The sequence below is a fragment of the Janthinobacterium sp. BJB426 genome (genome assembly GCF_002735705.1).
Classification (GTDB): Bacteria; Pseudomonadota; Gammaproteobacteria; order Burkholderiales; family Burkholderiaceae_D; genus Janthinobacterium.
In genome coordinates, this window is the sequence record NZ_PDZL01000030.1 from 30987 (window position 1) to 54260 (window position 23274).

Sequence of the window (23274 nt, forward strand, 5' to 3'; positions counted from 1 at the left end):
CCATGGCCCCGATTATAACGGAGTCTGGCTATCCGGGCGCCTGGCCGCGCAGGAACAGGCTGGGGCGCACGCCGGCCACGTCCACGCAGGCGTCGCAAAACGCGGGGATCGAGGCAAAGCCGGAACCAGCCGCCACTTGCGCCAGGTCGCGCTCGCCATGCACGCCATCGGCATCCGCTTGCGCCGCCGTGTGCAGCGCGTGCGCCAGACGCTGCTCGCGCACCAGGCTCAGCAAGGCCTCGCCCTCGGAAAACAGGCGCGCCCTGGCCTTGTGCGGCGTCACTTGCCACAGGGCCGCCAGGCGCGCCGCCGTCCATTTGCCTTGCGGCGTATCAAAGATGTGCTGCGCCAGCGCCTGGCTCCAGCGCTTGCCGCCGCCGTGGCCGCCCTCCGCCTCATCGTCTTCCAGCGCCAGGGTGAACACGGCCGGCTTGCCCCGCCCCGGCATCACGTCGCAGGCGAAGCGCAAAAAGGCGGGCACGACGAAACTGTCGCCGCTGGCCAGTTTCTTGGTGGCGATTTCATTGTGCAAAGTCACAAAGCCCTGGCGCACGGTGACGCGCAGCCTGAGCGGAAAGCGCAAGCCCAGCAAGTGCAAGGGATAATCGGAAACGAGGGCCATGCGTCAGGTCAGTATGGTGAGCGAGCCGCCAGCATGCCACACATCGCGCGTCCGGTCTGTCATCACAGCGACGCTACGCCATAACGGCGCAAGCCGTCCAGGTCGACGACGCGGATGGATTGGTAGGCGATGCTGATCAAGTTCAATTCGGCCAGGTGGCCCAGCGCCTGGTTCACCCGCTGTCGGGAAATGCCCGTCAGCAAGCCGATTTCTTCCTGCGACAGCTCAAGCACGCTGGAAGTGCGCGGGTATAACATGGGGTGGAACAGTTGCGCGATGGCTTGCGCCACTTGCGCATCGACGGCCAGCAGGCGCTGGTTCTGGATGGTGGCGATGAACTGGCCCATGCGCTCGTTCAACTGGCGGATGACGAAGGCATTGAAGGAAAGGCTTTCGGCCAGCAGCAGGTGAAACAGGTCCACCGGCACGAGGATGATGCTCGATGCGCGCACGGCCACCACGTCGTAGCGGCGCAGTTCGCGCTTGAGCACGCTGCCCTCGCCGCACCAGCCGCCGGCCGGCACGCCGGAAAACGTGGCGCCGCGCCCATCGGCGTTGTAGACGGCCAGCTTGATCAAGCCCGTGTGCACGCCGATCCAGTGCGCCGACGGTTCGCCGCGCCGCGTGATGAAGGCGCCCGCTTCGTAATGCCTGATCACGCTGCCGGTGCGCAACAGGGTCTGATGCCGCGCATCGAGGGCCGTGAACCAGTCATGGCTGCCGAGTTCAGGCATCGCAAGGTCTACACTATCGTTGCTGTCCATTCCATCCTTCAATTTCACACGTCAGCTGTCACTAAGATGACAGTGATTTTCCAGCGCCGGTGCTATGCTAACCGGTATCAATCCCGAAACAGGGAGCTACAGAATTTTATTTCACAGGAGACAAGCATGACTGCTGATTTCAATACCGGCCTCGGCAAAAATAGCGCCAATTACGCCGCCCTCACCCCGCTCGACTATATCGCCAGGGCAGCCGCAGTATATGGCAATCGCCTGGCAATTGCACATGGCGCCGTGCGCCAGACGTGGGGTGAAACCTATGCGCGCACGCGCCGCCTGGCCTCCGGCCTCATCAAGCTGGGCGTGGGTACGGGCGACACGGTGGCCGTGATGCTGCCAAACACGCCCGCCATGGTGGAAGCGAGCTTTGGCGTCCCGATGGCCGGCGCCGTCCTCAACGCCCTGAATATCCGCCTCGACCTGGCCTCGCTGACCTTCATGCTGCGCCATGGCCAGGCGAAAGTCTTGCTGGCCGATACGGAATTTGCCGAACTGGCGCGCCAGATGGCGGCGCAGATTCCCGGCCTGCGCGTGATCCAGGTCAATGACGTGCTGGGACCTGAAGTGGACCCATTTGCCGACCTCGACTACGAAGCCTTGCTGGCCAGCGGCGACCCCGAGTACGACTGGCAGGGGCCGGCGGACGAGTGGGATGCCATCGCCCTCAACTACACGTCCGGCACCACGGGCGACCCGAAAGGCGTGGTCTACCACCACCGCGGCGCGGCATTGAATGCCCTGTCGAACATACTGGAGTGGGACATGCCCAAGCATGCCGTGTATTTATGGACCTTGCCGATGTTCCACTGCAATGGCTGGTGCTTCCCGTGGACCGTCGCCGCCCGCGCCGGCGTCAACGTATGCCTGCGCAAGTTCGAGCCGAAACTCGTGTTCGACCTGATGCGCGAGTTGCGCATCACCCACTATTGCGCCGCGCCCATCGTGCACGCGGCCCTGGCCAACGCGCCCGCCAACTGGCGCGACGGCATCAACTGGACCGTGCGCGGCATGGTGGCCGGTGCGCCGCCTCCAGCGGCCATGGTGGCAAAGATCGAAGCCATGGGCTTTGACTTGATCCACTCGTATGGCTTGACGGAAGTGTACGGTCCGGCCGCCATCTGCGCCGAGCAGGACGAGTGGGCGGCCTTGAGCCAGGAAGAACGCGCCGTGTTGAAGTCGCGCCAGGGCGTGCGCTACCACTTGCAAAGCGCCGTGGCCGTGATCGACCCGGACACCATGCAGCCGGTGGCGGCCGACGGCGAACAGATCGGCGAGATCATGTTCCGTGGCAACATCTGCATGAAGGGCTATCTGAAAAATGAAAAGGCGACGCAGGAAGCGTTCGCCGGCGGCTGGTTCCACACGGGCGACCTCGGTGTCATGTATCCGGACGGCTATATCAAGCTGAAGGACCGCAGCAAGGACATCATCATTTCCGGCGGAGAAAACATTTCCAGCGTGGAAGTGGAAGACGCGCTATACCACCATCCGCAAGTGCTGGCCGCCGCCGTCATCGCCCAGCCCGATGAAAAATGGGGCGAAACGCCGTGCGCGTTCGTCGAACTGCGCGAGGGCGGCACGGTGACGGAAGCGGAATTGATCGCCTTTTGCAAGAACAACCTGGCGGGCTTCAAGGTACCGAAAGCCATTTATTTCGGCCCCCTGCCCCGCACGTCGACAGGCAAGATCCAGAAGTTCGAATTGCGCAAGCGCATGCAGTCGGACAAGGCCATCGACGTCTGATTTGTTCCCGTCAGTCGCGCTTGCCTTGCAGCCACGCCGGCTGCGCCACCACCAGGCGCGAGAAGCTGGCGATGCTGGCCACGGCGGCGAACCCTGCCGCCAGGCACAGCGCATACGTCGTGCCCCGGCTGGCGGAAACCGTGAAGCAATACGCGACCAGTGCCGCGCCTGTCGCTTGCCCGATCAGGCGGGACGTGGCCACCACGCCGCTGGCGCCGCCGGCCCGCTCGGGCGGCGCGCTGCCCATGATGGCTTTCAGGTTCGGCGCCTGGAAGAAACCGAAACCGATGCCGCACAAGGCCATGCGCCAGCCGATGTCAACCGCGCTCGGATGCGCCGGGATCCACACCAGGGTCAGCAAACCGCCGGCCAGCGCCGCCAGGCCAATACCGCCCAGCACGCCCGGAGAATAGCGGTCGCTCAGGCGGCCGGCCACGGGCGCCATCACGGCGACCAGCGCGGCCCACGGCGTCATCAAAAAACCCGTCTCGACGGGTGAGCGGCCCAGTGTCACCTCAAAATAAAAGGGCAAAGAAACAAAGGCCAGGCCCTGCGCGGCAAACGTGCAGATGGCCGTCAGCGACGACAGCAGGAATAATGGACGGCGGAACAGGTCGATCGGCAGCATCGGTGCCGCGTGCCCCGCCTGGCGGCGCAACAGCAAGACAAAGAAAATCACCACCGCCGCCAGTTCCGGCAGCAAGGTCGACAGGGCCGCGTGATGGGCCGCGTCGCCAAACAGCAAAATGAGCAAGCCGAAGGCGCCCACGTTGTACAGCGCCGTGCGCGCATCGAGGGTGTGGCCGGACAATTTGGTGGCCGGCAGCATGCGGCTGGCGAGGAAAAAGCCCGCCACGCCCAGCGGCACGTTGATGGCGAACAGCCACGGCCACGAGGCCGTCGCCAGGATCAGCGAGGCAGCCGTGGGGCCGATGGCGAACGCGACGGCCACCACCAGCGCGTTATTGCCAAACGCGCGTCCCAGCAAATGTTTAGGGTACAGGGCGCGCAGCAGCGCCGTATTGACGCTCATCATGGCGCTGGCGCCGACGCCCTGGAACAGCCGTGCCACCACCAGCGACGGCAGGGACCAGGCCAGCGCGCAGGCGAGCGAGGCCAAAGTAAACAGGAGCATGCCGGAGATAAACACGCGTCGGTAGCCGGCGATTTCGCCGAGGGCGGAAAACGGCAGCAGGGTCGCCACCATGGCCAGTTGGTAGACGTTCACGATCCATACGGAGGCGGCCGGCGTCGTGTGCAGCTCGCTGGCGATGGCCGGCAAGGCCGTGTTGGCAATGGCCGTATCGAGCGAGGCCATGCCCACGCCGATGGCCAGCGCCAGCATGGCCCATAAACGGGCGCCGGGCGGCAAGCCGTCCTCGCCCACCATCACGGCTTGCGTTTGCCGCTGCATAGACTGCTGCATAAATACACTACCTGTTCATCTTGCTGATCCGGGCAATACACTAGCATGTATGCAAAAAACCTGCAGGACAGGCAAGCTTACTTCTGGCAATCGATCACTTTAAAATCTTTCGAATAACAGATACGCAACTCGCCCGAGTGCTTTTCATAGCCGAGCCAGCGGCCTTTCAATTGCGGGTTGTGCTGCTTCATCCACTGGAACAGCTCGTTCTTCGGCATGGTGGAGTCTGGCAACTTCAAGGCCTGGAACAGTTCACGTTCCTTCTCGAAATACTGCTTGGCCGTATCGAAATCGCAGGCGCCATGCTTTTCCCACTCGCCCTGCAACAAGGCTTCGCCCGGCTGCATGCACATATAGGGCAGGATGTCGGACGGCGCCAGCTTCGGCAGATTGCCCTTGCAATAGCGCGGGTGCATGTCCGTCTTGCGCGGCGGCGTCACGGAAATGTCTTCGCAGGTGGCCGGATTGGCCGACTGCGCCCACAGGCCATGCACGATCCAGCCGAACTGGTTGCTCTCGGCGCACTGGAAGGCGGCCTTTTTCGACACTGCGCCACGACGGCGCTGGCTGTCGCAAAAACCTGGCGACCACGACAGCGCCAGCATGAAGTAATCGGTGGGCACGTTGGTGCTTTGCTTGTAGCACGTGTTTTTCTCGTCCGACGGCTTGACGTCGTAATCGTAGTAACTGACGTTGCGGGGAATGGCGCACGTGGCGTCGGCCGCGTGGACGGCACCAAAGGACAGGCTGAGGAAAACGGCCGCCAGCGCGGGCAGTACAGTTCGAAATTGCATCAGGTTTCCCTTTCAGAATATAAAACGCCGGCAACACAGTGCCGGCGCGGTATCAATCAAGCAAGCTGATTAGCAAACCTTGTGCATCCAGCCATGCGTATCCGGTGCCGTGCCATGCTGCAGACCCAGCAACGCTTCGCGCAGGGCCAGGGTAACGGCGCCGTTTTCATTGTTGTTGATGGTCATTTCAAAGCCGTTGGCCTTGGCCACGCCCACGGGCGTGATGACGGCGGCCGTGCCGCAGGCGAACACTTCGGTCATGCGGCCCGAGGCGATGTCGTCGCGCCATTGCTGGACGGACAATTTACGCTCTTCCGTCGCATAGCCGAGGTCTTTTGCCATTTCCAGCAGGCTGCGGCGGGTGATGCCTGGCAACAAGGTGCCCGTCAGTTCCGGCGTCACAACGGTGACTTTCTCGCCATCTTTATACACGAAGAACAAATTCATGCCGCCCATTTCCTCGATGAATTCCCGGTGCACGGCGTCCAGCCACACGACCTGGTCGCAGCCCTTCTCTTGCGCTTGCGACTGGGCCATCAGGCTGGCCGCGTAGTTGCCCGCGCACTTGGCTTCACCGGTGCCGCCCGGCGCGGCGCGCACGAAGTCTTCGCTGATCCACACGGTGACGGGTTTCACGCCTTTCGGGAAATAGGCGCCGGCAGGCGAAGCGAACAGCACGAACAGGTATTCTTCCGATGGACGCACGCCCAGGTACGGGTCGGTGGCGATCATCAGCGGACGCATGTACAGGCTCTCGCCCGTGTTCTTCGGCACCCAGTTGCGGTCTTGCGAAATGAGCGCATCGCCCGCTTCCAGGAACAGCTCGACAGGAATGGCCGGCATGGCCAGGCGCGCGGCGCTGCGGTTGAAGCGCTCCGCATTCTGTTCCGGACGGAAAGTCTTGATGCTGCCATCCGGCTGGGCGAAGGCCTTGTAGCCTTCGAAGATGGCCTGGCCGTAATGCAGCGACGACGCGGACGGGTCCAGCATCAACGGGCCGTAAGCCTTCAGTTCACCCTGCTGCCACTTGCCGTCGCGGTAAGGAATCACCACCATGTGGTCGGTAAAGATGCGGCCAAACGCCGGGTTGACCATGCGCGCGGCGCGCTCGGCGTCGGACAGGGGGTGGGCGGATGGGGTGACGACGAGATTCTGTGTGGAAGTGGTCATGGCAGCAGGAAACAAATAAGAGGTTCCCTATTGTAGCGCCTAATGCGCGCGGCGAGGAGGCAGATGGGCCAGCCGTTCTTGTTGCGCCGCATCAATCAAACGGCTGCCCGCGCCGGCCGGCCCTGCCCTGCCTGCGCTTCGTCGGCGCACTGGCTGCAGCGCATCTGCACGGAAATCACGTTCGCGCCGATTTCCATGCCGTGCGCCGCCGCCGTCTGGCGCAATTGCTCCACCAGCGGCATATCCTGCACCAGCACGCTGCGTTCGCAGACGCGGCACACGAGGTAGCAACTATCCGTCTCCACCTGATCCGGCTTGATCAGGTAGCGCGCCTTGTTGCCGCTGGCACTCGCCTCACGCTCGCGCAGCAGCAAGCCGGCCCCTTCCATCTCCTTGAGCACGCGGTAAATCGTGCCCAGGCTGACGGTATTGCCGATATGCAGCAGTTGCTGATAAATGCTTTCCGCATTCATCGCTTGCCGCTGCGTGCCGGCCAGCACTTGCAGGATGCAGATGCGCGCGCTGGTCGGGCGCAGGCGTACGGCGCGCAAGCGCTCGAACACGCGGCCATCGCCCTGGGTTTGAATGTCTTGCATGGGATTCTCCGCTTGTGCGTTCTGCTCTCCCTACCTTGCCAAGCGAAAACGTCAAAAGGGAACCGGGAAATGAAAAAGGCTCTGTCATCGATAAATAGGGGAACTGCCGGAATCTTCCCTTGGCATTGCTGTCTGACTCTGCATACTTACCAGACAGGGAGCAGATCATGCAGCCAGCCGAATGGATCCGTTTTATCGCCCAGTTTGCTCACCTGAACCGACGCCAGCGGCAGACAGGCATCGCCCTGCTGCGTGGCAACGCACCGCACGACGCGACCATCGCGTTGCTGGAAAGCGTGGCGCAGCCGCGATTGGTCTGTCCCGCCTGCCGCTCGCCTCACCTGCACCGGCATGGCCATGCGCACGGCTTGCAGCGCTACCGCTGCGTGCCTTGCGGGCGCACTTTCAATGCCTTGACGGGCACACCGCTGGCCCGCTTGCGTCACAAGGCGCTATGGATCGCGTATGCCGATTGCCTGCTTGATTCCAGGTCGGTGCGCCAGGCCGCTCAGCAGCTGGGATTACACCGCAACACCACGTTTCGCTGGCGCCACCGCTTTCTCAGCGTGGCGAAGACGGACCGGCCGCATGGCCTGCATGGCATCGCCGAGGCCGATGAACTCTACGTGCTGGAATCGGAAAAGGGGTCGAGGCAGATGACGCGTCCGGCCCGCCGTCGTGGCGGCCATGCCTTTAAACGCGGTATATCGAATGAGCAAGTCTGCATCCTGGTGGCACGCGACCGCACGGGCCAGACTCTCGATTTCGTCACGGGCAAAGGCGCGTTGACGAAGGCGCAGCTGCACCGATGTTTGTTGCCCGTTATCGACAAGGATGTTCTGCTGGTAACGGATGGTCATGCGGCCTACCGGGCGTTTGCGAGGGAAGCGGGCATCAGCCACGAGGCCGTCAACTTGCGCGCCGGCATCCGCGTGCAGGGCGCCGCGCATGTGCAGAACGTCAATGCGTATCACAGCCGCCTGAGACAATGGCTCGGTCCGTTTCATGGCGTGGCCACGCGCTACCTGCCAAATTACCTGGGCTGGCGCTGGATACTCGACGCCGGACGCATCCGTTCACCAGAAACGTTATTGAAAGCAACGCTGGGAGTATTCCCACATCTGGCGGTGACATAGCCAAAAAGAAACGGGGCCGAATGGCCCCGTTGTGACAATGCTTATATTTCGAGGTTGTCGATGAGTCTGGTTTGCCCCAGCTTGGCGGCGGCCAGCACCACCAGCGGTTCACCGGCGGCCAGTTCCGCAGCGTTTGGCGCTTGCAGGTTGGCGCGCTTGCGCACGGCGATGTAGTCCGATTTCCAGCCGCGGTTGTCCAGCAATTGCATGGCCGCCTGTTCCAGTTCGCCGACGGCCAGGTTGCCCTTGCGCACTTCCTCGGCGACGAAGTTGAGGCCCTTGTACAGTTCCGGCGCTTCCGCCCGTTCGCTTTCCGACAGGTACATATTGCGCGACGATAAGGCCAGGCCATCGTCTGCGCGGTAGGTTTCCGCGGCAATGATTTCCGTCGGCAGCGCGAACTGGCGCGCCATGTTGCGGATGATCATCAGTTGCTGGTAATCCTTCTTGCCGAACACGGCCACGCGCGGACCCACGCACGAGAACAGTTTGGTGACGACGGTGCACACGCCTTCGAAGAAGCCGGGACGGAACTCGCCTTCCAGGGTATTGCCCAGGTCATCGGGCGGGCGCACGCGGTATTCCTGCGGTTCCGGATACAGTTCTTTTTCCGTCGGCGCGAACAGCACGTACACGCCTTCCTTTTCCAGCTTGGCGATGTCGGCCGCCATGGTGCGCGGATATTTTTCGAAGTCTTCGTTCGGGCCGAATTGCAGGCGGTTCACGAAGATCGAGGCGACGACGGGGTCGCCATGCTTGCGCGCCAGGCGCATCAGCGACAGATGGCCTTCGTGCAGGTTGCCCATGGTGGGGACGAACGCCGTGCGCAGCTGTCCGCTGAGCTGGTCGCGCAATTCTTCGATGTCGGAAATAATTTTCATGGATTGCTTTCGCTAAAACCCCGTTGTACGGTGGTCAGTGACAAAGGGAAGGGGTCAGGCGGGCGAATAGGCCAGCCGGACGTAGATGGGTGCAAACGGTTCTGCCTGCGTGATTTCGATCAGGGTTTCCTTGGCCAGTTCCAGCAGGGCCACGAAGTTGACCACCACTACGGGCACGCCGCCGGCAATGTCGAACAGTTCGCTGAACTCGACGAAGCGCGACGATTGCAAATGGCGCAGGATGCTCGACATGTGCTCGCGCACGGACAGTTCCTGGCGGCTGATGCGATGGTGCTGGGTCAGTTTGGCGCGTTTCAGCACGTCGAGCCACGCCTGCTGCAAGTCCACCGGTTCCACGTCGGGCCAGGTGGGTGTCAGGCTTTGCTCGATGAAAATCTGCGTGCGCACGAAATCGCGCTCGAACTGCGGGATGGCGTTCAGGTCGTAGGCGGCCAGCTTGATCTGCTCGTACTCGAGCAGGCGGCGCACCAGTTCGGCACGGGGGTCGCCGCCATCTTCCTCGACGTCGCTCTTGCGCGAAGGCAAGAGCATGCGCGACTTGATCTCGATCAACATGGCCGCCATCAGCAGATACTCTGCGGCCAGTTCCAGGTTGCGCACGCGGATCTGGTCGACATATTTCAGATATTGCAGGGTCACCTGCGCCATCGGAATATCGAGAATGTTGAAGTTTTGCTTGCGGATCAGGTAGAGCAGCAAGTCGAGCGGGCCTTCGAAGGCTTCGAGGAAGATTTCCAGCGCGTCCGGCGGAATGTACAAATCCGTCGGCATGCGCATCATCGGCTCGCCATACAGGCGGGCGATGCCCAGCGGGTCGGCGGCGGGCGCCGCGTCCGTTACCTTGCTTGCAGATGCTGCAGGGTCGCCGCTGCCGTCGCCTTCAGCGACAGGTTCGGGCGACTCGATGACTGCGCCGGCACCGGAAGCATCGGCTTCCGGCGTGACTGCAGACTCTTCAGGCAACATCGTGCCGGTTCCAGATATTAGTTCTTGTTCTGGTAAACGTAAGCCTGTTGCTTGACGGCCGACGCCAGCTGGCGTTCCTGCTCATCGATGCTGACGGCCGGCTTGTCCCACAGCAGGGCGCGGCCCGCTTGCTGGCCCGCTTCCATGCCAGGATTCTTGGCCTTCAGTTCGGCGATGAACAAGGTATGGTCGGATACGTAGTTGTTGTGTTTTGCAGGCAGTTTCATATTCTCTTCTGAGTGTCTTATGGGTAAGGTCAGCCGGCCGTATTTTACCGCGCCGTGTGGCCTGGCGGGTTGTTGTATCGGCAAGTCCGGGGCGAAATTGCTAAAAATCAATAACGCAGCAAACGCCGCATCACCATCGGCGCCGGTTCGGCGGGGTTGGCGTGCGAATATTCCAGTTCTTCGGCCAGGTCGAATTCAAAGGCCGCATAAAAATCGATCAGCTTGCGCTGGTCGCGCCGCACGGCCAAGCGCAATTCCTCGGCCTGGCACGACAGACCGTGATGAATGATGGCTTCCAGCAAATGCTGCGAAACGTGGCTGCCCCGGTAGGCGGGCAGCACGCCCATGCGTGAAATCTTCCAGATGGCGGGGTCGCTGTCGAGCGGCATCCAGCGCAGCGAACCGGCTGGAATGTCGTCGATCAGCAACAGAAAACCGCCACCATGGCGCAATTGCTCTTCCACCTGCTGCGCCGTCTCGTGGTGTCCACTGGACGAGGCTGCCACCTTGCCGGCCCACGCGGCGCGGGTCAGCTCGGCCATCAGCTGTGCATCGGCATTCGTTGCTTCGCGCACCACGATATTCATCATCGGTCCTTGTGCTGGCTTAACGGATGCGCATGCCAGGTTCGGCGCCCGGCCACGGGTTCAGGATGTAGATGCCTGGATTGGCCTTTTCATCTGCGCTCGATGCCGCCATGACCATGCCTTCCGAAATGCCGAACTTCATCTTGCGCGGCGCCAGGTTGGCCACCAGCACCGTCAGCTTGCCGACCAGTTCTTCCGGCTGGTAAGCCGAGCGGATTCCGGAGAACACGTTGCGCAAACGGCCTTCGCCCGCATCCAGCGTCAGGCGCAGCAGCTTGTCGGAGCCTTCGACCAGTTCGCAATTGACGATTTTCGCGATGCGCAGGTCGACCTTGAGGAAATCGTCGATCTTGATCTCGGGCGCCAGTTCCTCGATGGCGGCAGCGGCGGCAGCTGCAGGCGCTGCGGCGTCGTTGGCGGCATCGGCAGCCGGTGCCGCGATGGCGGCGGCTTGCGGTGCGTCAAACAGCGCTTCGATCATCTTCGCATCCATGCGCGTCATCAAGTGGCTGTAGGCGCCGATGGTACGGCCCAGCATGCTGTTCGAGACGGCGTCGCCGAACACTTGCGTGTCGGCCCAGGTAAATTCCGCGTCGTTGAGGAACGAGGCAACGTTCTTGGCCACGCCCGGCAGGACCGGCGACAGCAAAATCGTCAACTGGCGGAACAGGATCAGGGCCGTGGTGCACACGTCGTGCAGCTCGGCCGTCTTGTCCGCATCCTTGGCCAGGATCCATGGCTTGTTTTCATCGACATACTGGTTGGTGATGTCGGCGATTTCCATGATTTCGCGCAAGGCCTTGCCGAATTCGCGGTTCTCGAAGTGCGCGGCGATGCTGGCCTGGCGCTCGACGATGACGCCGTTCACGTCCACCGTCAGTGCGCGGTTGATCCAGCTTTGCGCGCCTTCCGACAGCGTCGACGCCAGCTTGCCGTCGAAACGCTTGGCGATGAAGCCGGCGCAGCGGCTGGCGATGTTCACGTACTTGCCGATCAGGTCGCTGTTCACGCGGGCGACAAAATCTTCGCCGTTGAAGTCCAGGTCTTCCACCTTCGAGTTCAGCTTGAAGGCGATGTAGTAGCGCAGCCATTCCGGGTTCATGCCCAGGTCCAGGTAGCGCAGCGGCGAAATGCCCGTGCCGCGCGACTTCGACATCTTTTCGTTGTTGACCGTCAGGAAGCCGTGAACGTTGACTTTCAGTTTGTCGATCACCGGGTGGCCGGCAAATTTCAGCATGGCGGGCCAGAACAGCAAATGGAAGGAGACGATGTCCTTGCCGATGAAGTGGATTTGTTCCGTGGCAGGATCGTTCAAGAGGGCGTCGAAATCGAGGCCTTTCTTGTCGCAATAGTTTTTCAGGCTGGCCAGGTAACCGACGGGCGCATCCATCCACACGTAGAAGAATTTACCTGGTGCATCGGGAATCGGGATGCCGAAGTAGGGCGCATCGCGCGAGATATCCCAGTCGGCCAGCTTTTCACCGGCTTCGCCCAGCCATTCGCTGACCTTGTTGACCATTTCTGGCTGCAAGCGGCCTGGCGTGTTCAGCCAGCTTTTCAGGAATTCGAAGCAGCGCGGGTCGGACAGCTTGAAGAAATACTGTTCCGACGGCTTCATCACGGGCGTCGCGTTGGTAAACACGGAGAATGGATTGACCAGGTCGGTCGGCTGGTAGGCCGCGCCGCACACTTCGCAATTGTCGCCGTACTGGTTCTTGGCGCCGCATTTCGGGCATTCGCCCTTGATGTTGCGGTCGGCTAGGAACATGCCCTTGACCGGGTCGAAGAAGCGGTCGACGGTTTTCGTGACGATCAGGCCCGTATCACGCAGCTTGCGGTAGATCGATTGCGACAGGTCGACGTTTTCCGGCGAATCCGTCGAATACCAGTTGTCGAAGGCGATATGGAAGCCATCGAGGTACTGGGCGCGGCCGGCAGCGATGTTGGCGACGAATTGCTGCGGCGTGATGCCTTCCTTTTCGGCGGCAATCATGATGGGCGTGCCATGCGTATCGTCGGCGCCCACAAAGTGCACTTCACGGCCGGCTGCGCCATCGCGTTGCATTCGCTGGAACCGGACCCAGATATCAGCCTGGATGTATTCCATGATGTGGCCAATGTGAAAAGCGGCGTTTGCGTAAGGCAGGGCAGTGGTGACGAACAGCTTGCGAGTCATGATTGATGCACTTTTGGGATGGATAATAGGACATTTTAACAGCGGAAAGGCAATATGAGCAGATGCAGCGCCGGCAAGTGATGCTTTTGCCGCCATCGCGCCATGCAAATTTGCGCTAGACTGCGCGTATTGCACATATGTAGTACACACGGAGATTTACATGAGCATCACAGTAGAAGACGTCAAGGCCGCGCTGGCCCAGGTTATTGATCCAAATACACATAAAGATTTCGTTTCCAGCAAAACCGTCAAGAATCTGAAAGTCGATGGCGATGACATTTCGCTCGACATCGAACTCGGTTATCCCGCCAAGAGCCAGATCGACCTGATCCGCAAATCCGTGCTGGCCGCCCTGCGCGTGCTGCCGGGCGTGGGCAATGTCAGCGTGGGCGTGTCGTCGAAAATCATTTCGCACACGGTGCAGCGCGGCTTGAAGCCGATGAGCAACGTGAAAAACATCATCGCCGTTGCTTCCGGCAAGGGTGGTGTTGGTAAATCGACCACGGCTGTCAACCTGGCCCTGGCCCTGGCGGCCGAAGGCGCCACCGTCGGCATGCTCGACGCCGACATCTATGGCCCGTCGCAACCGATGATGCTGGGCATCAGCGGCCAGCCAAAAACGCTGGATGGCAAGAGCATGGAGCCGATGGAAAACCACGGCCTGCAAGTGTCGTCGATCGGCTTCATGATCGATCCGGACGAGCCGATGGTGTGGCGCGGCCCGATGGTTACGCAAGCCTTGCAGCAATTGCTGGACCAGACCAACTGGCGCGACCTCGATTACCTGATCGTCGACATGCCGCCAGGCACGGGCGACATCCAGCTGACCCTGTCGCAGAAAGTGCCCGTCACGGGCGCCGTCATCGTCACGACGCCGCAGGACATCGCCCTGCTGGACGCGCGCAAGGGTTTGAAAATGTTCGAGAAAGTCGGCATCCCGATTCTGGGCGTGGTGGAAAACATGAGCACGCACATCTGCTCGAACTGCGGCCATGCGGAAGAAATCTTCGGCGCCGGCGGCGGCGCGAAGATGTGCGCGGACTTTGGCGTGGAATTCCTCGGCGCCTTGCCGCTGACCATGGCGATTCGCCAGCAGACGGATTCGGGCACGCCGACCGTCGTGGCCGAGCCGGAAGGCCCTGTCGCCGTGATCTACAAGCAGATCGCCCGCACCATCGCCATCAAGGTGGCGGAAAAGGCGAAGGATATGACCAGCAAGTTCCCGAGCATCGTCATTAAAAACGATTAAACGTCGGGCGACCTTGCAAACCTACTGCGCAGCTCACTTTCGGGTCGGCGTTACTCACCGTACTAAAGTACGGTTGCGTTACTCAACCCGACATTGAGCTTGCTCGCTACGGTTTTCAAGGCCGCCGTGGTGCCATTGGATTATCCATTAGGATAATTCTTCCCCGGCGCCATGCTCGCCAGGAATATGGTTTCATGCAGTCCGTGTTGTTATTAAACAAGAGGAGACATCATGCAATTGACCACCGTATTCCTGCGCCAGGCCGCAGTCCTGATTGCCGGCAGCCTGATTGCCGGCAGCCTGATGGCCGCCAGCGCGTTTGCGCAATCCGTCTCGTTCGTCGAGCCCGTCGATGGCGCGACAGTGACGAGCCCGTTCAAGGTCAAGTTTGCCGTCAGCGGCATGGACGTCAAGCCGGCCGGCGACATGACGGTCAAGACGGGCCACCATCATTTGCTCATTGATATGGGGCCGATGAAGGTGGGCGACATGATCCCCATGGATGACAAGCATTTGCATTTCGGCAAAGGACAAACGGAAACGGACGTCACCTTGCCGCCTGGTCAGTACACCTTGACGATGCAGTTCGCCAATGGCGCGCACCAGTCGTATGGGCCGGAGTTAAGCAAAAGCATCAAGGTGACGGTCAAGTAAGTCAGATATATTGTCTGTTGCGGCAAAGGCCGGGTTCCAGCGATGGAGCCTGGACTTTTTTATATTGTTGCCTCTTGTCACTATTGTGTCATATAGTCGGCGTATGCTGGCCGGTGGCCTAACTTTTGATGAGCGGATATGACGAAACATTTCTCCCTTTCCCGGCAACTGGCGCAGGTGCTGCTGCTGGTCGCTGGCGTGGCGGCGTGCCAGGCGCATGCGGCCAAGGCGCTTCCTGCCTCTGCGGCGCAGCCGAAGCTGGTGGTCGTGCTGGTGGTGGACGGCTTGCCGCAGGAACAGGTGACGCGCTACCGCGACCAGTTCGGCCAGGGCGGTTTCCGCCGCCTGCTGGAGCAGGGCGCGTGGTTCAGCGATGCGCATCAGGCGCATGGCATCACGGTCACGGCCATCGGCCATTCGGCCGTGCTGTCGGGCGCCTATCCTTACCAGCATGGCGTGATCGGCAATAACTGGATCGACCCCGTCACGAAAAAATCCGTGTACTGCACCGAGGATGGCAATTTCCATTACATCGGCGAAGAAACGCAACCCGACGACGGCACGGCGCCGACCAAGCTGCGCGTGAGCACCCTGGGCGACGAGCTGCGCTATTCCACGGGCGACAAGTCCAAGGTCGTCACGGTGTCGGGCAAGGACCGCGGCGCCATCCTGCTGGCCGGGAAAACGGGCACGGCGTACATGTACATGGAAAAGACGGGCAATTTCGCCAGCAGCACCTACTATATGCAGCAGCATCCGCAATGGGTGCAGCGCTACCAGGCGGCCAAGCCGCAGGACCGTTATTACGGCAAGAGCTGGACGCCGCTGCTGTCCGATGCGGCCTATGTCAATGATGCCCGCGATGACATCGTGGCGGCCAAGCCGGGCACGCGCAACACCTTCCCGTTTGCCTATTACAGCGACAGCGGCAAGCTCGATGGCGAGTACTACAGCCGCCTGAAATCCGGCCCCTTCCTCGACGAGCTGACCCTGGAATTCGCCCGTGCCGCCATCGATGGCGAAAACTTGGGCCGCAACCCGGCCGGCGTGCCCGATATCCTCGGCGTGAGCTTGTCCGCGCACGACTACGTGAACCATGCGTACGGCCCGGAAAGCAAGATGTCGCACGACCACCTGCAGCGCCTGGACCGCATGCTGGCCGGTTTCTTTGCCGACCTCGATAAAAAAGTCGGCATGGATAACGTGCTGGTGGTGCTGACGGCCGACCATGGTTTTGCCAACGTGCCGGAATTTGCCGAGACGCGCGGCTTCTCCGCCAAGCGCATCGATGGCGCCAAACTGGTCGATGCCTTGAACCAGCACCTGGCGACAAGCCTGGGCATCGACAAGCTGGTGACGACGTCATCGCTGCCGAATATCTATCTCGATTACGCGCTGGCGGAAAAGAGCGGCATCCATCGCGCCGCCCTGGAAGACGCGGCGGCCCGCTTTCTGATGCAGCAGGACGGCCTGGCCCAAGTCTATACGCGCACGCAGATGGAAACGGGGGCCGTCGCCACACGCATGGACACCCTGATGCGCCGCGCCTGGAACCGCCAGCTGTCGGGCGACCTGATGCTGGTGACAAAACCGGCCTGGTACTTCGGCAAGGGCAGCGGCGGCACGTCGCACGGCACGCCGTACACGTATGACACCAACGTGCCGCTGATGGTCTTCGGCCCCCGCTGGATCAAGCCGGGCGCGTATGGCCAGTATGCGGAAGTGGTCGATATCGCACCTACGCTGGCCCATTTGCTGCGCATACGCCAGCCGTCGGCGTCGGAAGGGCGGGTGTTGACGGAAGCGGTGCGCTAGGCCGCTTACAGCAGCCAGTCGATCGGCAGCACGGACAGAATCGCCACTCCCATGCGCTTCCACACGCTGGTGCCCGGTTCCGTGTCGTAGCGCGTGGTGGCGCCGCTGGCGTCGCGGGCGAGCCAGTACAGGGCGCCGTCGTCGCCAAGCAGCACCTGGTAGGCGCGCTGCGGGATCGTGGTGCGCATGGCTAGACCCAGCTGGCTGGCCAGCGCGGGGCTGTCTATGACGAGGCCCATTTCCGTGTTCAACTCGATCGAGCGCGGATCGAAATTGAACGAGCCGACAAAGATGCGCCGGTCGTCGACGGCAAAGGTCTTGGCATGCAGGCTCGATGCGGAGCTGCCGAAGTGGCCCGGCTGTTCGCGCGCGTCGCCGGCTTCCCACGAGCGGCGCGACTCGTACAGCAGCACGCCCGCTTCCAGCAGCGGTTTCCTCCACTTCGCATAGCCGGCATGCACGGCCGCCACGTCGGTTGCTTCCAGCGCATTCGTCAGGATGCGCACGCCCACGCCCTTTTTCGCCAGGTCGGCAAAGGCTTGCGTGCCCGATTTGCCGGGCACGAAATACGGCGACACCAGATCCACTTCCTTTTCCGGCACGCCCAGCAGGTTTTGCAGCTTGTCCGCCACGCCCGTGCCTGGTCGGGCCTTGTCCAGCACCTTGGCCGGGTCGTCGCTGACCATGCGCGTCTGGGCCCATTCGAAGGGCAGGGTGCGCTCCATCATTTGCCTGACGAAGGGCGAGGTGCGCAGCGCCTGCACGTATTCCTCGGCCGCCTTGGTATCGTCGATGCGATCCGCCTCGGAGGCGATGGTGGCCGCGTCACCCTCGACAGGGGTGGTCAGCAGCAGCCTGGCCGGGTAGGCCGAGGCGCTGTTCCAGTAGCGGTCGAAATCCTGCGAGACGTCGTCGACGACGGGGCCGACGGCCAGCACGTCCAGGTCGGCGAACAGCACGTCGCCGGCCGCGCCAAAATATTCATCGCCCACGTTGCGCCCGCCAACGATGGTGGCCTGGTTATCGGCCGTGAACGATTTATTGTGCATGCGCCGGTTGAGGCGGGAAAAATCCGTGGCAAAGGCCAGCGCGCGCGGAGAGCGGGGCACGAAGGGATTGAACAGGCGGATTTCGATATTCGCCTGCTTGCCCAGCATGCTCAGGGTCTGGTCCAGGCCCGCCGTGTTGTTATCGTCGAGCAGCAGGCGCACGCGCACGCCCCGTTCGGCCGCCTGGCGCAGGGCGTCAAACAGCAGGGTGCCGGTGATGTCCTTGTGCCAGATGTAGTACTGCACATCGAGGCTGCGTTGGGCGGCGGCGGCCAGCAGGGCGCGCGCGGCAAACGCATCGCGTCCGTCGACCAGTGGATAAATGCCGGACACGCCGGGATGCTGCGCCACCATGGGCGCAATGGCCGTGGCCAGCCGGGTGTCGGCCGTATCGGTGATGACGCTGGAGGGGCTGCGCCCGTCCAGCGAGGGCAGCGAGGCGCAGCCGGCAAGGATGGCGGACAGCAGCAGGGGCAGCAGAGGCAGTAGAAAAACGCCGCTGCGGCGGGCAAGGGTGGTGGCGGGCATGGCGGGCTTTCATCGAGTTGCCCCGATGTTAGCAGATGCGCATGCCCGCACGCGGGCGCGGTTTTAGAGTTGTTCCAGCGCGATCAGCTCGGCCACCGTCTGGCGGCGGCGGATCAAGCGGGACTGTTCCCCATCGACCAGGTATTCCGCCGCATGCGGACGGCTGTTGTAGTTCGACGACATCGACGCGCCATACGCGCCCGCGCCTTCGAAGACGACGTAGTCGCCCACCTGCGCTGCTGGCAGTAAACGGGTTTCCACCACGCCGCCATCGCGCTGGGTAAACACGTCGCCCGATTCGCACAGGGGGCCGCCGACCACGGTGGCGTACTGCGTGTCCAGTGCCCGGCCGTCATGCGCGATGACCGACATTTCATGGTAGCTGCCGTACATGGCGGGGCGCATCAGTTCATTGAAGCCCGTATCGAGCAAGGTGAAATGGTTGCCGCCCATTTGCTTGGTGGCGCGCACTTCGGCCACCAGCAAGCCCGCGTCGGCCACGAGGAAGCGGCCCGGTTCGATTTCCAGGTGCACGCGATGGCCCAGGTGTGCCTCGATCTGCTTGCGCGCCGCATCCCACAGCTGGAAGTAGTGGTCCGTATCGACGGGCTGCTCGCCTTCGCGGTAAGGCACGGACAGGCCGCCGCCGGTGGAAATGGCTTCGATGTCGTGGCCCATGTTCTTGACCAGGTCGACCATGGTGCCGCAGACGGTTTCCAGGTGGCTGTAGTCGACGCCCGAGCCGATGTGCATGTGCAGGCCGACCAGGTGCAGGCCATGCGCGCGGATGACGGCCAGCGCCTCTGGCAGCTCTTCATGCCAGATACCGTGCTTGCTGTTTTCGCCGCCCGTATTGGTCTTGTTGCTATGGCCATGGCCATAGCCGGGATTGATGCGCAGCCAGACGCGGTGGCCGGGCGACACAGGGCCCAGCTGGCGCAGCATGTCGACGGAGCCGCAATTGACTTCGATCTTTGCTGCCGCCACGCGCGCCAGGGTAGGGCGGTCGAACAGGTCGCAGGTGAACACCACGCCGGCGGCGCCGTTCGTTTGCGCCGGCGTAAAGCCTGCCTGCAGCGCGCGCTCGATCTCGCCCAGCGAGACGGCGTCCACGTGCACGCCCGCTTCGCGCATCAGGGTGAGCAGGTGGATGTTCGAATTGGCCTTTTGCGCGAAGCGCACGGTGTCGAACTGCGCCAGCTGCGCCACGCGCGCGCGGATGGTGGCTGCGTCGTACACCCACAATGGCGTGCCGTGTTGCTGGGCGAGTTGGACAAGGGTCTGGTCGGTGACGGGCTTCATCGTGTGCTTTCGGTGGAATGAGGAGATAGCGCATGATGGCCGATTGTGCTTCGACTATAAAATATCTATTTAGGGCTACCTTATTCATTTATGATATGGCCATGACTATCTCCTTGCGCCATATCGAGGTCTTCCGAGCCATCATGACGACGGGCAGCGTGACGGCCGCCGCCGCCATGCTGCACACATCGCAGCCCACCGTCAGCCGCGAGCTGGCGCGCCTCGAGCACTTGACGGGCCTCACCCTGTTCGAGCGCGAGCGGGGGCGGCTGCGCCCGACGGCCCAGGCGCTGCAGCTGTTCGAGGAAGTGCAGCGCGCGTATTTCGGCCTGGAGCGCATCGTCAGCACGGCGGCGGCCCTGCGCCAGTTTGACCAGGGGCAGCTGTCGATCGCCTGCCTGCCCGTGTTTTCCCAATCCCTGCTGCCGCAGGCGTGCAAGCGCTTCGTCGCCGATTTCCCCAAGGTGAGCATCAGCATCACGCCGCAGGAGTCGCCGCTGCTGGAAGAATGGCTGTCGGCGCAGCGCCACGATATCGGCCTGACGGAAGTGGGCAATGCGCCGCCGGGCACAGTGCTTGATACCTTGATGTCTGTCGATGAAGTGTGCGTGCTGCCCGATGGCCATGCGCTCGCCGGCAAGGCCGTGTTGCAGCCGGCGGACTTCGCAGGCCAGCCTTTCATCAGCCTGGCCGCCGTCGACCCCTACCGCCAGCAGATCGACGCCATCTTCGCGCAGGCGGGCGTGGAGCGGCGCATGGCGCTCGACACGCACAGCGCCGCTTCCGTCTGCGCCATGGTGCGCGAAGGCGTGGGGCTGGCCATCGTCAATCCGCTCACGGCCCTCGATTATGCGGGGCAGGGCTTGCAGATTCGCCGTTTTGCCGTGTCCTTGCCGTTCACGGTGAATCTGGTCAAGCCCCTGCACCGGCCCCTGTCGCAACTGGTCGCCCTGTTCGAGCGGGCGCTGCATGCGCAGGCGGACGAGGTGAAAAGGCGCTTGCTGCAGCTGTGACGACGCTTGTGGAGCGGCGGCGGTCAACAGAGTAAAATGGCGCTTTACTTATTCAAGCCTGACTACTTCGATGACCACAACCGCTACTCCCGTCCGTACCCGATTCGCTCCCAGCCCGACCGGCTATCTGCACCTGGGCGGCGCCCGCACCGCTTTATATAGCTGGGCGTATGCCCGTCACTTTGGTGGCACCTTCGTGCTGCGCATCGAAGACACGGACGTGGAGCGCTCCACGCCGGAAGCCGTGCAAGCCATCATCGAAGGCATGAAGTGGCTGGGCCTGGACCACGACGAAGGCCCGTTCTACCAGATGCAGCGCATGGACCGCTACCGCGAAGTGGTGGCGCAGATGCTGGCCGAAGGTACGGCATACCACTGCTACTCGTCGCCGGAAGAAGTCGAGGCGATGCGCGAGCGCATGCGCGCCGCCGGCGAAAAGCCGCGTTACGACGGCACCTGGCGCCCGGAGCCGGGCAAGACCCTGCCGGCAGTGCCAGCCGACCGCAAGCCCGTCGTGCGCTTCAAGAACCCGCTCGATGGCGACGTGACGTGGGACGATGTGGTCAAGGGCACGATCACGATCTCGAATCGCGAGCTGGACGACCTGGTGATCGCGCGCCCGGATGGCACGCCAACGTACAACTTCTGCGTGGCAGTCGATGACTGGGACATGCAGATCACCCACGTGATCCGCGGCGACGACCATGTCAACAACACCCCGCGCCAGATCAACATCCTGCGCGCCATCGGCGCTCCGCTGCCGCTGTACGGCCACCTGCCGATGATCCTGGGTGCGGATGGCGAGAAGCTGTCGAAGCGCCATGGCGCCGTCAGCGTGATGGATTACCCGGCGCAAGGCTTCCTGCCTGAAGCGATGCTGAACTACCTGGCGCGCCTGGGCTGGAGCCATGGCGACGATGAAGTGTTCTCGACCGAGCAATTCTGCGAATGGTTCAACCTGAACCACCTGTCGAAATCGGCGGCCCAGTTCAACAATGAAAAATTGGCCTGGCTGAATAACCACTATATCAAGCAGGCAGACAACACGCGCCTGGCCGACCTGGCGCGTCCGCAAATGGTCGCCGCCGGCGCCGTCTTCGAAGGCGCGCCGGATCTGGCGCAAGTGCTGGGCATGATGAAGGAGCGCGCCAATACCATCAATGAACTGGCTGCCGCCTCGATGCTGTTCTTCCGCGAGCCGCAGCCGGAAGCGGAACTGGCAGCGCAGCACATCACGGATGCCATCAAGCCCGTGCTGGCGCAGTTTGCCGAGCGTATCGCCACGGTGGAGTGGAGCAAGGAAGCCGTCGCCGCCATGATCAAGGAAGTGCTGGCCGCCAATACCATCAAGATGCCGTTGCTGGCCATGCCTTTGCGTTTGATTCTGACGGGCCAGTTGCAGACCCCGGCCATTGACCAGGTGGTGGTGATCTTCGGCCGCGACACCGTGCTGGCGCGCCTGGCAAAGTGGCTGTAATCGCCGCGATGAAATACGCGTAAAAATACGGTGCGGAAACCGCCCCTATGAAAAGTTGCTCATAGACGAAAAAGGGTATTTGCAGAGTGAAACTTCTTTGCTATACTCTTGTTTCTGCACCAACGGGGGTATAGCTCAGCTGGGAGAGCGCTTGCATGGCATGCAAGAGGTCAGCGGTTCGATCCCGCTTACCTCCACCAGCAGCAAAATCGCAGTCAGGTTTTGTTAGTCGTTGAAGTGGTGCAGATGATGTTTGGAAGTTCCGCGGTCCCCATCGTCTAGAGGCCTAGGACATCACCCTTTCACGGTGAGTACAGGGGTTCGAATCCCCTTGGGGACGCCAGGTAGTTGTGATATAGTAGTGGCAGTTGTTTGTACTGATTGTTGTAAGTTCAGAGCCGTAAAAAGCGGAATCTGGATGGAAAGCAAGTAGTGGAACAAAGTCGCCAAGTGCGGCTTTTATTATTTCTGCGCCCGGGGGGTATAGCTCAGCTGGGAGAGCGCTTGCATGGCATGCAAGAGGTCAGCGGTTCGATCCCGCTTACCTCCACCAACAGCGCAGAGATAAAGCGGCAAACTGTAGAGGTAAAAATGTAGTACCGAGGTCCCCATCGTCTAGAGGCCTAGGACATCACCCTTTCACGGTGAGTACAGGGGTTCGAATCCCCTTGGGGACGCCAGTTCAGTCTGGTGTTGTAGTGAAGAAGTAGCAGTGTTTCTGCGCCCGGGGGGTATAGCTCAGCTGGGAGAGCGCTTGCATGGCATGCAAGAGGTCAGCGGTTCGATCCCGCTTACCTCCACCAACAGCGCAGAAACAGGTAGTGAATAAATCAAAGTCGCCTTGAGCGGCTTTTTTTATTTCCGGAAATAGCATATAAGTCACAAGATATTCAAAGTCGCCTCGGCGGCTAATGAGATGGTCACCCTCCACCATATAAGTTACTAAACTTATAGGGTGTTTTCATTTCTGAAGGAGGCCATCATGGAAAACGTTACGCTCATCGGCATCGATCTCGGCAAACACAGCTTTCATGTCCACGGACAGGATCGCCAAGGTAAA

General features: G+C 61.9%; 20 protein-coding genes and 5 tRNA genes. 12 read left to right on the forward strand and 13 right to left on the reverse strand.

Going from position 1 to position 23274, the window contains the following annotated elements; translation table 11 throughout:
- Positions 1-28 precede the first annotated feature (28 nt).
- Both CSQ93_RS29600 and CSQ93_RS26965 read right to left on the reverse strand, forming a co-directional pair.
- On the reverse strand, positions 29-622 hold the full coding sequence (locus tag CSQ93_RS29600) for an AraC family transcriptional regulator (RefSeq protein ID WP_233516365.1): 594 nt from the start codon (positions 620-622) through the stop codon (positions 29-31).
- Between the two features lie 62 nt (positions 623-684).
- Complete coding sequence (locus CSQ93_RS26965; RefSeq protein WP_099380681.1) at positions 685-1356, reverse strand: Crp/Fnr family transcriptional regulator; 672 nt, start codon at positions 1354-1356, stop codon at positions 685-687.
- A gap of 156 nt (positions 1357-1512) precedes the next feature.
- On the opposite strand from CSQ93_RS26965, the gene CSQ93_RS26970 reads away from it, so the two are divergent.
- Positions 1513-3147: an acyl-CoA synthetase gene (locus tag CSQ93_RS26970; protein ID WP_099380682.1), complete on the forward strand. Its 1635-nt coding sequence runs from the start codon at positions 1513-1515 to the stop codon at positions 3145-3147.
- 10 nt (positions 3148-3157) lie between these two features.
- Here CSQ93_RS26970 and CSQ93_RS26975 read toward each other — a convergent pair whose 3' ends face one another.
- The 4 genes from CSQ93_RS26975 to CSQ93_RS26990 form a co-directional block, all read right to left on the reverse strand.
- Entirely contained in the window at positions 3158-4573 is a 1416-nt protein-coding gene (locus CSQ93_RS26975) for an MFS transporter (RefSeq protein WP_099380683.1), read from the reverse strand.
- A 77-nt stretch (positions 4574-4650) separates the two neighbouring features.
- Entirely contained in the window at positions 4651-5367 is a 717-nt protein-coding gene (locus CSQ93_RS26980; protein ID WP_199534529.1) for a ribonuclease T2 family protein, read from the reverse strand.
- Positions 5368-5436: 69 nt separating this feature from the next.
- Complete coding sequence (locus CSQ93_RS26985; protein ID WP_099380684.1) at positions 5437-6537, reverse strand: branched-chain amino acid aminotransferase; 1101 nt, start codon at positions 6535-6537, stop codon at positions 5437-5439.
- A gap of 95 nt (positions 6538-6632) precedes the next feature.
- Positions 6633-7133: a Fur family transcriptional regulator gene (locus CSQ93_RS26990; RefSeq protein ID WP_099380685.1), complete on the reverse strand. Its 501-nt coding sequence runs from the start codon at positions 7131-7133 to the stop codon at positions 6633-6635.
- 167 nt (positions 7134-7300) lie between these two features.
- Here CSQ93_RS26990 and CSQ93_RS26995 point away from each other — a divergent pair, with 167 nt between their 5' ends.
- Positions 7301-8269 carry an IS1595 family transposase gene (locus CSQ93_RS26995; RefSeq protein ID WP_099380686.1) on the forward strand — a complete coding sequence of 323 codons (969 nt, stop codon included), beginning with the start codon at positions 7301-7303 and terminating at the stop codon, positions 8267-8269.
- A gap of 41 nt (positions 8270-8310) precedes the next feature.
- Here the strand turns inward: CSQ93_RS26995 and panC are convergent, their stop codons facing one another.
- The 5 genes from panC to metG form a co-directional block, all read right to left on the reverse strand.
- Positions 8311-9150, reverse strand: a complete 840-nt coding sequence (gene panC / locus CSQ93_RS27000; protein WP_099380687.1) for a pantoate--beta-alanine ligase — start codon at positions 9148-9150, stop codon at positions 8311-8313.
- A gap of 54 nt (positions 9151-9204) precedes the next feature.
- Complete coding sequence (locus tag CSQ93_RS27005) at positions 9205-10137, reverse strand: segregation and condensation protein A (protein ID WP_099380688.1); 933 nt, start codon at positions 10135-10137, stop codon at positions 9205-9207.
- A 17-nt stretch (positions 10138-10154) separates the two neighbouring features.
- Entirely contained in the window at positions 10155-10364 is a 210-nt protein-coding gene (locus CSQ93_RS27010; protein WP_034778041.1) for a DUF3460 family protein, read from the reverse strand.
- Positions 10365-10471: 107 nt separating this feature from the next.
- Entirely contained in the window at positions 10472-10951 is a 480-nt protein-coding gene (locus CSQ93_RS27015; protein ID WP_034778216.1) for a GNAT family N-acetyltransferase, read from the reverse strand.
- Positions 10952-10970: 19 nt separating this feature from the next.
- The gene (metG, locus tag CSQ93_RS27020) at positions 10971-13127 is read right to left on the reverse strand and encodes a methionine--tRNA ligase (RefSeq protein WP_099380689.1); all 2157 of its coding nucleotides are present in this window, start codon (positions 13125-13127) and stop codon (positions 10971-10973) included.
- 160 nt (positions 13128-13287) lie between these two features.
- On the opposite strand from metG, the gene apbC reads away from it, so the two are divergent.
- From apbC to CSQ93_RS27035, 3 genes are all read left to right on the forward strand, one after another.
- Positions 13288-14376, forward strand: a complete 1089-nt coding sequence (gene apbC, locus CSQ93_RS27025) for an iron-sulfur cluster carrier protein ApbC (RefSeq protein ID WP_034758315.1) — start codon at positions 13288-13290, stop codon at positions 14374-14376.
- 231 nt (positions 14377-14607) lie between these two features.
- Positions 14608-15030 (forward strand): DUF4399 domain-containing protein, encoded by a 423-nt coding sequence (locus CSQ93_RS27030; RefSeq protein WP_099380690.1) that lies wholly within the window; start codon positions 14608-14610, stop codon positions 15028-15030.
- Between the two features lie 138 nt (positions 15031-15168).
- Complete coding sequence (locus tag CSQ93_RS27035) at positions 15169-16845, forward strand: alkaline phosphatase family protein (RefSeq protein ID WP_233516366.1); 1677 nt, start codon at positions 15169-15171, stop codon at positions 16843-16845.
- Between the two features lie 5 nt (positions 16846-16850).
- Here the strand turns inward: CSQ93_RS27035 and CSQ93_RS27040 are convergent, their stop codons facing one another.
- Together CSQ93_RS27040 and lysA are read right to left on the reverse strand one after the other, a co-directional pair.
- Positions 16851-18422, reverse strand: coding sequence for a phospholipase D family protein (locus tag CSQ93_RS27040; RefSeq protein WP_099380691.1), 1572 nt, complete (start codon positions 18420-18422; stop codon positions 16851-16853).
- A gap of 63 nt (positions 18423-18485) precedes the next feature.
- Positions 18486-19724, reverse strand: a complete 1239-nt coding sequence (gene lysA, locus CSQ93_RS27045) for a diaminopimelate decarboxylase (protein WP_099380692.1) — start codon at positions 19722-19724, stop codon at positions 18486-18488.
- 101 nt (positions 19725-19825) lie between these two features.
- On the opposite strand from lysA, the gene CSQ93_RS27050 reads away from it, so the two are divergent.
- From CSQ93_RS27050 to CSQ93_RS27080, 7 genes are all read left to right on the forward strand, one after another.
- The gene (locus CSQ93_RS27050) at positions 19826-20737 is read left to right on the forward strand and encodes a LysR family transcriptional regulator (RefSeq protein WP_099380697.1); all 912 of its coding nucleotides are present in this window, start codon (positions 19826-19828) and stop codon (positions 20735-20737) included.
- Between the two features lie 70 nt (positions 20738-20807).
- Entirely contained in the window at positions 20808-22214 is a 1407-nt protein-coding gene (gene gltX, locus CSQ93_RS27055) for a glutamate--tRNA ligase (protein ID WP_099380693.1), read from the forward strand.
- A gap of 124 nt (positions 22215-22338) precedes the next feature.
- Positions 22339-22414, forward strand: a tRNA-Ala gene (locus tag CSQ93_RS27060).
- A gap of 67 nt (positions 22415-22481) precedes the next feature.
- A tRNA-Glu gene (locus CSQ93_RS27065) sits at positions 22482-22557 on the forward strand.
- A gap of 134 nt (positions 22558-22691) precedes the next feature.
- Positions 22692-22767: transfer RNA gene (locus CSQ93_RS27070), tRNA-Ala, on the forward strand.
- Between the two features lie 51 nt (positions 22768-22818).
- A tRNA-Glu gene (locus tag CSQ93_RS27075) sits at positions 22819-22894 on the forward strand.
- A 47-nt stretch (positions 22895-22941) separates the two neighbouring features.
- Positions 22942-23017 (forward strand) — tRNA-Ala (locus CSQ93_RS27080).
- The last annotated feature ends 257 nt before the right edge of the window (positions 23018-23274 follow it).